This is a genomic window from Treponema sp. (assembly GCF_045657965.1).
In the GTDB taxonomy this organism is placed as follows: Bacteria; Spirochaetota; Spirochaetia; order Treponematales; family Treponemataceae; genus Treponema_D.
Map to the genome: position 1 here is coordinate 1 of NZ_JAZOUG010000110.1, position 8972 is coordinate 8972.

9 protein-coding genes are annotated in these 8972 nt (G+C 40.5%); 3 read left to right on the forward strand and 6 right to left on the reverse strand.

Annotated elements, in window-relative coordinates; translation table 11 throughout:
- The 5 genes from ACKI5B_RS04090 to ilvY all read right to left on the reverse strand — a co-directional run.
- On the reverse strand, positions 1-768 hold a 768-nt coding region (locus tag ACKI5B_RS04090; protein ID WP_407426099.1), incomplete at its 3' end, for a DUF7954 domain-containing protein.
- 2 nt (positions 769-770) lie between these two features.
- A complete protein-coding gene (locus tag ACKI5B_RS04095; protein ID WP_407426101.1) occupies positions 771-2603 on the reverse strand; it encodes a proline--tRNA ligase in 1833 nt (610 codons plus the stop codon).
- A gap of 50 nt (positions 2604-2653) precedes the next feature.
- Positions 2654-2878, reverse strand: a complete 225-nt coding sequence (locus tag ACKI5B_RS04100; protein WP_407426103.1) for a hypothetical protein — start codon at positions 2876-2878, stop codon at positions 2654-2656.
- Positions 2875-4491 carry an NAD(P)/FAD-dependent oxidoreductase gene (locus ACKI5B_RS04105; RefSeq protein WP_407426105.1) on the reverse strand — a complete coding sequence of 539 codons (1617 nt, stop codon included), beginning with the start codon at positions 4489-4491 and terminating at the stop codon, positions 2875-2877. The genes ACKI5B_RS04100 and ACKI5B_RS04105 overlap by 4 nt, the downstream gene beginning before the upstream one ends.
- A gap of 41 nt (positions 4492-4532) precedes the next feature.
- Positions 4533-5426, reverse strand: coding sequence for an HTH-type transcriptional activator IlvY (ilvY, locus tag ACKI5B_RS04110; protein WP_407426107.1), 894 nt, complete (start codon positions 5424-5426; stop codon positions 4533-4535).
- Between the two features lie 142 nt (positions 5427-5568).
- On the opposite strand from ilvY, the gene ACKI5B_RS04115 reads away from it, so the two are divergent.
- Together ACKI5B_RS04115 and ACKI5B_RS04120 are read left to right on the forward strand one after the other, a co-directional pair.
- Positions 5569-6144, forward strand: a complete 576-nt coding sequence (locus ACKI5B_RS04115) for a hypothetical protein (protein ID WP_407426109.1) — start codon at positions 5569-5571, stop codon at positions 6142-6144.
- Between the two features lie 136 nt (positions 6145-6280).
- On the forward strand, positions 6281-6856 hold the full coding sequence (locus ACKI5B_RS04120) for a hypothetical protein (RefSeq protein WP_407426111.1): 576 nt from the start codon (positions 6281-6283) through the stop codon (positions 6854-6856).
- A 3-nt stretch (positions 6857-6859) separates the two neighbouring features.
- On the opposite strand, the gene ACKI5B_RS04125 is transcribed toward ACKI5B_RS04120, so the two are convergent.
- Positions 6860-8023 carry an FprA family A-type flavoprotein gene (locus tag ACKI5B_RS04125; protein ID WP_407426113.1) on the reverse strand — a complete coding sequence of 388 codons (1164 nt, stop codon included), beginning with the start codon at positions 8021-8023 and terminating at the stop codon, positions 6860-6862.
- A 76-nt stretch (positions 8024-8099) separates the two neighbouring features.
- Here ACKI5B_RS04125 and ACKI5B_RS04130 point away from each other — a divergent pair.
- Positions 8100-8972: UxaA family hydrolase (locus ACKI5B_RS04130; protein WP_407426115.1), on the forward strand; the 873-nt coding region annotated here is incomplete at its 3' end.

An 8972-nucleotide genomic window follows, 5' to 3' on the forward strand; every position in this document is an offset into this window, starting at 1 on the left:
TGTAAGAACAGCTACGCTTTCCAGTGTGAAGAAATTTTCTGCAACTGCTGTCCAGGAATTGTCAAGTTTTGTTTTAAGTTCTTTTGAATTTTCTGTGGCTTTGTATGTAAAAATTTCTGATTTCGTTTTTTTATTTTTCTTAAATGAATGGGTTTTATCAGAAATTTTTTCTGATATGCCTGAAAATTCAACAAAACTCTGGTCTTCAGAAGAAACAAGCTGGCCTGCCGTTACAATCTTAAAAACAGTTTTTTTATCAACAGAAATAATCTTTTCAAGATTCAAAATCGGGATAAGCGGATTGAAATAAAGCGTAACTTTCCCGCCAAACTGTTCATAATCCTGATATTCTGATTTTGATTCAGTAACTTCACCTGCATTCTGGCGTCTTTTGGTCATTTCGTAGATAAAGTCGTGAATATAATTTACTAAATCTGTGTCTTCAGGGGCGATTGAAGTTAAAATCCGTTCACCGGTCAGTTCTACATAGTTTTTAGAAGAGTCCAGTGTAAATAAAATGTGAATGTTTTTTTCGGGTTTTGGATTTTTTTTATCATTTACTACTGGTGCAAAGTAGCGCAGTGCATAGGTTGATTCGTCGTAGTAAAGAATACCGATGTAAGATTCACGTTCAAAACTGAAATCGCGGTAGTAAACATACTGTCCTGAAAAGTCAGGAACAGCAGGTATTACTCCTGGAAGAGCAGACAGAGCAGCAGCTGAAAGGAAAATTAAAAGTGAAAGAAATGTTCGTTTGAAAATATTCATTTTTACGCCTTTAATTTTGCCAGTTCTGCCTTAACGAATTCTTCAGCTTTTGCTGCTGCTTCTGAGGCAGGAACAAGTTCTGCTTCCTGGGCTGCACGCGGCTTGAACTCAACATTAGGAAGGTTTTTGTCGCCTACTGTAATGCGCAGCGGGATTCCTATAAGTTCCATGTCAGCAAATTTTACGCCTGGGCGTTCGTTTCTGTCGTCGAGGAGAACTTCAATTCCTGCTTTGCGCAGTTCTTCATAAATCTTGTCGGCTTCTTCTTTCATTGCGCCGTCATATTTAATCGGAACAATGCAAACCTGGAAAGGAGCTACTGACATTGGCCAGATAATTCCTTTTTCGTCGTTGTTCTTTTCGATGATTGAAGCGAGTGTGCGGTCTACACCGATTCCGTAACAGCCCATTGTTGGTTCTGTCGGTTTTCCGTTCTGACCGAGGAAGGTTACGTGCATTGATTTTGTGTATTTGTGTCCGAGCTTAAAGATGTGTCCGAGTTCGTTTCCTTTGCGGGTGTAGAATTCACTGCCGCAGCAGGCACATTTGTCGCCTTCTTTTACTGTGCGTACATCTGCATTTATATATGGTGTAAAGTCGCGGAGTGGTTCAACATGTTTAACGTGGTAACCGTTTTTGCCGGCTCCTGTGATTGCGTCGTGCATGCGGGCCTGTCCGTCTTTTACAACAGAGTAGTCAACGATAAGAGGACATTTTGAAGTCATCGGGCCTACAAAACCGTGACCTGCCTGTGCGTATTCAACGATTTCTTCGTCTTCGGCAAGAACAACTTCGCTTGCTTTAAGGGTTGCGGCAAGTTTTGCTTCGTTAACATCGAGGTCTGAACGGATGCAGACACAGGCATAAGAAACAGGATAGTAATCGCCTGCAGGGTCTTTAACGCGTTTCCAGTTTTTTGCTGCTTCTACGTCAGAGAAGTCGAGGGAAGAATTGATTACGCGGTAGATAAGGCATTTAATGAACATTTTTGGTGATTCATTAAAGAATTTTTCCATGTCTTCAATTGAGAATACATTAGGTGTTTCTACCATTTCCGGCATTTTGTCTGTTGCGGCAGGTTTTTCGCCTTTAATATTTACTGATTCGTCTAAAGCACATTCTGCCTTTTCAACGTTTGCAGCGTAACCGCATTTTTCGTTCGGACAGATAATGAGGGTATCGTCACCAATCGGGCTTTCTACCATGAATTCTTCTGAACCGCTTCCGCCCATGGCTCCTGAGTCTGCCTTAACCGGAATGATTTTGAGGCCGAGGCGTTTGAAGATGCGGAAATATGCCTTTTCATATTCGTTGTATGATTCGTCGAGGGAAGCATCGTCGGCGTTCATTGTGTATGCGTCCATCATGATGAACTCACGACCGCGCATTACTCCATAGCGGGGACGGATTTCGTCGCGGTATTTTGTGTTAATCTGATAGAGGTTAACAGGAAGCTGTTTGTATGAGTCGAGTGCATCGCGAACTATTGCTGTGTAGGCTTCTTCGGCAGTTGGAGAAACAACCATGTCCTGTTCAGCGCGGTTTTTTGCCTTGAGCATCTGAGGGCCCATAGTTTCCCAGCGTCCGCTTTCTTTCCAGATTTCGCCCGGAACGATTACTGTTGATTTGAATTCAAGTGCGCCTGAAGCGTCGAGTTCTTCACGGATAATATTTTCGAGTTTATAAAGGGAACGTACTCCGAGAGGAAGGTATGTGTAAAGACCGTTTCCAAGTTTGCGTGTGATTCCTGCGCGGAGCATTAATTTGTGACTTGCGATAACTGCTTCTGATGGAGCTTCGCGAAGTGTTGAAATGTAAAATTTAGATGCTTTCATTCTGTTATTTTATTGAAAAAACAAGTGATTTACAACTGAGAAGGTTATTGTTAAAGAATATCCAGCATTTCACGGAAAAAGTGATTTTCAATACGTGCTTCGTTCATAAATTCACCGAATGAAGTATATTTTTTGCCCTGAAACCTTTCTCCGAAGACAATTAAATCATTGCCTTTATCGTCACGGTCGTAAGTCAGATTATAATTTTTGCCTTTATAGGAAAATTCAAATTCCTTTTTTGCATTTATCATGAAAATCAGTTCGTCTTTTGTCATGCATTCTCCTGAAATTTATGGGAAATTTGTGCGGCAACTTTTTCTCCGTCCATTGCGGATGAACCGATTCCGCCTGAATAGCCGGAACCTTCTCCGCACGGATAAAGATTTGCAATTCCTTCACATTCCAGAGTTTCTTTTCTTCGTAAAATTCGAACTGGTGTACTTGTTCTTGTTTCGCTTGCAATCAGAAGCGCATCGTCACAGACAAATCCATGCATATTTTTATCAAAATCTTTAAAAGCTGTTTCGAGCCTTGAACTGATTTCTTTTGGAAGCCATTCATCAAGCCGGCTTGGAATTACTCCAGGTTTATAACTGGTCTTTCCTAAATCAGAAGAATCCCTGTGAGCGAGAAAATCGACGAGTTTTTGGGCCGGAGCAAACTGACCTTTTGCATGTCGGAAAGTTTCTTCTTCAAGCCATGTACGCCAGTAAAGACCACCAAGAGCTTCACAGCCGTCATTTTTTGCTTTTTCGATAAATTCAGAAGGAATGTCTTCGACTCTGCGTTCAACTACAATGGCTGCATTACTCCATTCACTGTTACGTCCTGAAGCAGACATTCCATTAATAACTATTTGATTTTCTGCAGTAGCACAGGGAACAACATATCCGCCGGGACACATGCAGAAACTGTAAACTCCGCGGCCTTCGACCTGAGTTGTAAGACGATATTCTGCAGCCTGAGGCATCGGTTTTCCATGGAATTGAATTGAGTCAATTAATGTTCTGGGATGTTCAACCCTCACGCCAACAGCAAATGTTTTTGCTTCCAGGGAAGAAGGGGAAATTTTCGCAATCATTTTATAAATGTCTGTTGCCGAGTGCCCTGTCGCAAGAATTACTGCATCTGATTCAAGTGAAGATTCTGTGCTTGTTTTAAGATTTTTTATTTTTACGCCGGTGACAGAAAGAGAAGAAAGTGATTTTTTAACCAGTAAATCTGTGCAGAGTGTATCAAAATAGAATTCTCCGCCAAGTTCTATGATTTTTTTTCTCATTCCGCTGATAATTCCCGGGAGTTTGTCTGTTCCAATGTGTGGATGAGCATCAGTCATTATTTTTTCACTGGCTCCAAATTCGACAAAAATACGGTAAATTTTTCCGATATCGCCGCGTTTATTGCTTCGAGTGTAAAGTTTACCGTCTGAAAATGTTCCTGCACCGCCTTCACCAAAACAGAAATTTGACTGAGCATTAAGTTTACCGTCAGTTTCAAGATTTGTAATATCGCCTTTTCGTTCTTCTGTGCATGATCCGCGTTCAATTAAAACAGGTTTTATTCCGTCTTCTAAAAGTCTGAATGCAGCATAAAGACCAGCCGGTCCTGAACCAATTATTACAACTGTTTTGCTTCCAGAAGCTTTTTTCCAGACAGGAAGAGTTTCTCCGTCTCCGTTCGGCTCTTCAGCGATGTAAACTTTATATTTGAGAAGCAGTTTTATCTGACCGTGCCGCGCATCAATTGATTTTTTAATGAATACAGAGGTCAGTTTTTCACCCTGAAATTTTATTCCTTTTTTGGAAAGCGTGCGTTCAATTTCAGAATTTATGAGAGTCTGATTTTTTTCATCATTCGGTTTTACTGTAATCGATATTTCTGTATTCATAAAAAGGATTATAGTGAATTTTATTAGTGCAATCCACAGAATTATTTAATTGTAGCCAAAATATCATTTACAGCGTTTCTGATTTTTTTGACAGACTCACTTCCTGAAATCTCTTTTTTCTGAATGAAACCGACTTCGTAATAACCGAGTGCATTTCCTGCTGAAAGACAGGTAAATCCTTTGTCATAAGGACCATTTGTAAGAACAATATGTGGAATTAATCCGATACCAATTCCAAGCTGAACCAGAGCCATAATTGCTTCGTTTCCTTCTGTTTCGGCAGCAATTACTGGTTTTACATTTCTGCTTGAAATCCATGCATCGAATCTTTCGCGGGCAAGCCCTGTCTTTGGTAAAATCAATGGTACTGAAGAAACAATATCCTGAGGGCTTCCGTTTACTTTTTCGTATGCACCGCCAATACTTGCGGCAAAAACAAGCGGAGTTCTGTGTACTGGAATTGTATCAAAGCCGTTCAGACCTGTTTCGGGAATTGCGGCAACGGCAAGTTCAGCCCGTCCTTCTTTTACGGCATTTACAGCTCCTGCAGGATCTCCTGTTTCAATTTCCAGATGAATCTGAGGATATTTTTCGGAAAGTTCTTTTAAAAAAGGAGGCATGATAGAATAGCATGCTGTTACAGAAGCATAGACATGAAGAGTTCCGGAAATTTCATCGCCGCCTGCTTTAAATGAATTCAGAATGTCTTCCTGCTGTTCCAGACATTTTTTTGCAAACTGCGCAAATTCTGCTCCCTGTGGAGTTAATTTAACTTCCCGGTTGTTTCGTTCCAGAAGAATTGTTTCAGTTTCTTCTTCAAGTCGGGAAATCAGGCGGCTCAAAGCAGAAGGACTCAGATTTACTTTTTCGGCTGTATGAGCAAAGTGGAGAGTTTGTGAAAGGTTTAAAAAGGCATTTAATTCAAAAAAATCCATTTGTCTTAATTATATTAAAAAACAAAACGTGTTTCTATTGTCAGAAATTTTCAAAAACAACAGAAATTTGAAAAAAGTCTGCAACATATTCAGAATAGATTTGTTATTATAATATACAGGCATTTTAAAGGAGGAATTAAAAATGTTAAAAAGATTTGGAATCGCAGTTGCTGCGTTATTGATTGGTGGATTAGTTTTCGCTCAGGAATCAGCTGACCTTAAAGCTGCTCCAAAAGCTGCTGGCAGTGTTGATTCAACATGGGAATGGAAAGGCACCCCAAGAAAGAGCCCTATTGGTGAAGATATGACAACTGTTACTAAGGCAAAAGAAATCCCGACTGGAACAGGTTCAATCAAAGGTGCTAAATTTGAAATTATTAAGGGTGAAGCTAAATTCAAGACAGAAAACGGCATTACTGCAATTTATCACAATAATTCATCTTCTGCTAACTATGAAAACCTTGAGAAAAAACGCAAGGCAGAATATGCACTTACTCTCGATGATGCTGCTACAGTAGAATTCATCGTTACAGGAAACGGTTCTGCAGAAGCAAGCCGCATGGTTGTTGTAAAGAATGGCGAAGAAACTTTGCTTGCTATTAACAATCTTGATCAGGACGAACCTGCTAAAACAATTACTCTGGCAAATGCTCCGGCTGGAACATACCGTATTCTTGTTCAGGGTTCACGAATTGTAGGAATCAAAGCAAAGAACTAATTATTAACTGGCCTTTAGAAAAGTTATGCTTCTGGGGCTGAATTTAAAAGGGAATGAAATCTTTTGAGCATGGTTCAGGCGAAGTCTTTACTGTGCTTACTGGATTGAGTTCCCTCTTTTTTTATGGGAGAAAAATATGAAAAAAATTGTTCTGGTTGCCGCAGCTTTATTGTCAGTAAGTTTGTGTTTTGCACAGAAAAGTGTTGATTTGAAAGGAACTGTTTCAAAAGCAGGCAGTGTTGATTCAACCTGGGAATGGAAAGGTACTCCAAAAAAGAGTCCGATTGGTGAAGATGCAACTACAGTTACTAAGGTAAAGGAAATTCCGGCAGGAATTGGTTCTGTTAAAGGTGCAAAATTTGAAATCGTAAAAGGTGAAGCAAAATTTAAAACCGAAGACGGCATTACTGCCATTTATCACAATAACAAAGGTTCTGCCACAATTGAAACAATCGAAAAAAATAAAAAGTGTGAATATGCAGTTACCCTTGAAGATACCGCAACAATTGAGCTTACTGTAACTGGAAATGGTTTTGGTGAAGCAAGCCGGTGCGTTGTTGTAAAACGTGGTGAAGAAGAAGTTTTGCTTTCGATTGATCATCTGAACAAAGAAAATCCCGATGAAGTTCTTACTCTTGCTAATGCACCGGCTGGAACTTATCGGGTTTTGGTAAATGGTTCACGAATAGTGAAAGTAACTGCTAAAAACTAATTTTTATGCCAGAATTTCATCTGCAAGTTTTTCAAGCTTATTGATAACTTCATCGTTTATTGAAATTTTTACAGTGACTTTTGTTTCACAGACCGTAATGTTTTTGCTCTGCTCAAACATTGCGGTCATATTTTTTGCTGCCATTGGTGCCCAGCTGCCGTTTTCGATAAAGCCGATTCTGCGGTTCTGGTAACCCCGTTCAGTAAGGTGTTCGATAAATTCACGCATGGTTGGGAAAATACCGCCGTTGTAAGTTGTTGTAGCAAGCACGAGCTTTCCGTAGCGGAATGCATCTTCTACACATTCGTAAGTGTCTTCACGGGCAAGGTCAGAAAGTGCAACTTTAGGGCATCCTTTTGCTTTTAAAATTTCAGCAAATTTTTCTGCAGCCTGTTTTGTGTTTCCGTAAACTGAAGTATAAAGTACGCATACACCTTCAATTTCAACGCCGTAGCTTGACCAGATATCGTATAAACGTAAAGCCTCTTTAGCTTCGCTGCCTGTAAGGACAGGGCCATGAAGCGGGGCAATTGTGTTGATTTCTAATCCGGCTGCTTTTTTTAAGACTGTCTGCACATTTGCACCGAATTTTCCGACAATGCCGAAATAATAGCGGCGTGCTTCGCAGGCCCAGCCTTCCGGATCTTCAATATCATTTGCACCGAATTTACCGAAGCCGTCTGCAGAAAAAAGCACTTTGTCTGTAGAATCATAAGTAAAAAGAACTTCAGGCCAGTGAACATTCGGGGCTGCAATAAAATTGAGGGTGTGTTTTCCAAGTTCCAGTTTACTGCCTTCTGCCACTACAACCTGTCTTTCTGCAAAATCTGTGCCGAAGTAATTTTTCATCATCATGAAGGCCATTTTTGAAGAAACTATTTTTGCTTCCGGAAACATGTCCATGAATTTTTTGATATTTGCAGAATGATCCATTTCCATGTGCTGAATCACGAGAAAATCAGGTGTTTTTCCGTTTGCTGTATTTTTGATATTAGAAAGCCATTCATCGCCGAAGTGCTGGTCAACGCTGTCCATAACGGCAATTTTTTCATCAAGGATTACGTAAGAATTGTAAGCCATTCCGGCTGGTACTTCAAACTGTCCTTCAAAAAGATCGATTTTGTGGTCGTTAACGCCAATGTATTTAATTGTGTCTGTAATCTGCATAAAATTCTCCATATACATTTTCTTATTTTAATATTATAATGGTTCTATATTTTTTTCAATTATTCAGAGGTACACGATGAGTAAAATCGCAATCAGAATAAACAAGGCTGATGTCGTTGCTGTAGCTCTTGAGCCGCTTACAAAAGGCACTCAAGTCACTCTCGAAGCAATGGACGACGTTCCTGAAGTTACAGTTACTTTGCAGGAAGATATCACTGCAGGTCATAAATTTGCAATCAAAGAAATCAAAAAAGGCGAGCCGGTAATCAAATATGGTTATCCAATCGGTTCTGCCACAGAAGACATCGCTGCAGGTAAGCATGTTCACACTCACAACATTCACACTTTGCTTGAAGGCGAACTTGAATACACTTACAACGAAGCAAATGCAAAGGCTGCTTACGATGCATGGTACAAAGAAACCGAAAAACTTCGTGCAAATGTTCCGACAGTCAATGTTTACAAACGAGCAGACGGCAGAGTCGGAAGCCGAAACGAGGTCTGGATTGTTCCACTCGTCGGCTGTGTAAATAAAATTTCTGAAACTCTTGCAATGTGGGCAAATGCCAAATTCTGTGCAGGAGAGCCAAAACCGAGCGAAAAAGGCGGTCTTGAAGGATTCTTCACATGGACGCATCCTTACGGCTGTTCTCAGATGGGCGGCGACAAAGAAACAACTGCAAAAATCCTTGCTGATTTAGTTCATCACCCGAATGCAGGCGGCGTTCTCGTCGTTTCACTTGGCTGTGAAGAAAACAACATCCCATACTTCAAGGAATTTTTGGGCGCATACGACGAAAACCGCGTAAAATTCATGACAACCCAGCAGCACGAAGACGAACTTGAAGAAGGCAAAAAACTTCTTACAGAACTTGCTGAATATGCGGGCAAATTTAAGCGTGAAGAAGCTCCTCTTACAGATATCGTACTCGGCATGAAGTGCGGCGGT

Coding starts and splice junctions, on each gene's coding strand:
- ACKI5B_RS04095 (WP_407426101.1), bottom strand. CDS start 2,603: ATGAAAGCATCTAAATTTTACATTTCAACACTTCGCGAAGCTCCATCA.
- ACKI5B_RS04100 (WP_407426103.1), bottom strand. CDS start 2,878: ATGACAAAAGACGAACTGATTTTCATGATAAATGCAAAAAAGGAATTT.
- ACKI5B_RS04105 (WP_407426105.1), bottom strand. CDS start 4,491: ATGAATACAGAAATATCGATTACAGTAAAACCGAATGATGAAAAAAAT.
- ilvY (WP_407426107.1), bottom strand. CDS start 5,426: ATGGATTTTTTTGAATTAAATGCCTTTTTAAACCTTTCACAAACTCTC.
- ACKI5B_RS04115 (WP_407426109.1), top strand. CDS start 5,569: ATGTTAAAAAGATTTGGAATCGCAGTTGCTGCGTTATTGATTGGTGGA.
- ACKI5B_RS04120 (WP_407426111.1), top strand. CDS start 6,281: ATGAAAAAAATTGTTCTGGTTGCCGCAGCTTTATTGTCAGTAAGTTTG.
- ACKI5B_RS04125 (WP_407426113.1), bottom strand. CDS start 8,023: ATGCAGATTACAGACACAATTAAATACATTGGCGTTAACGACCACAAA.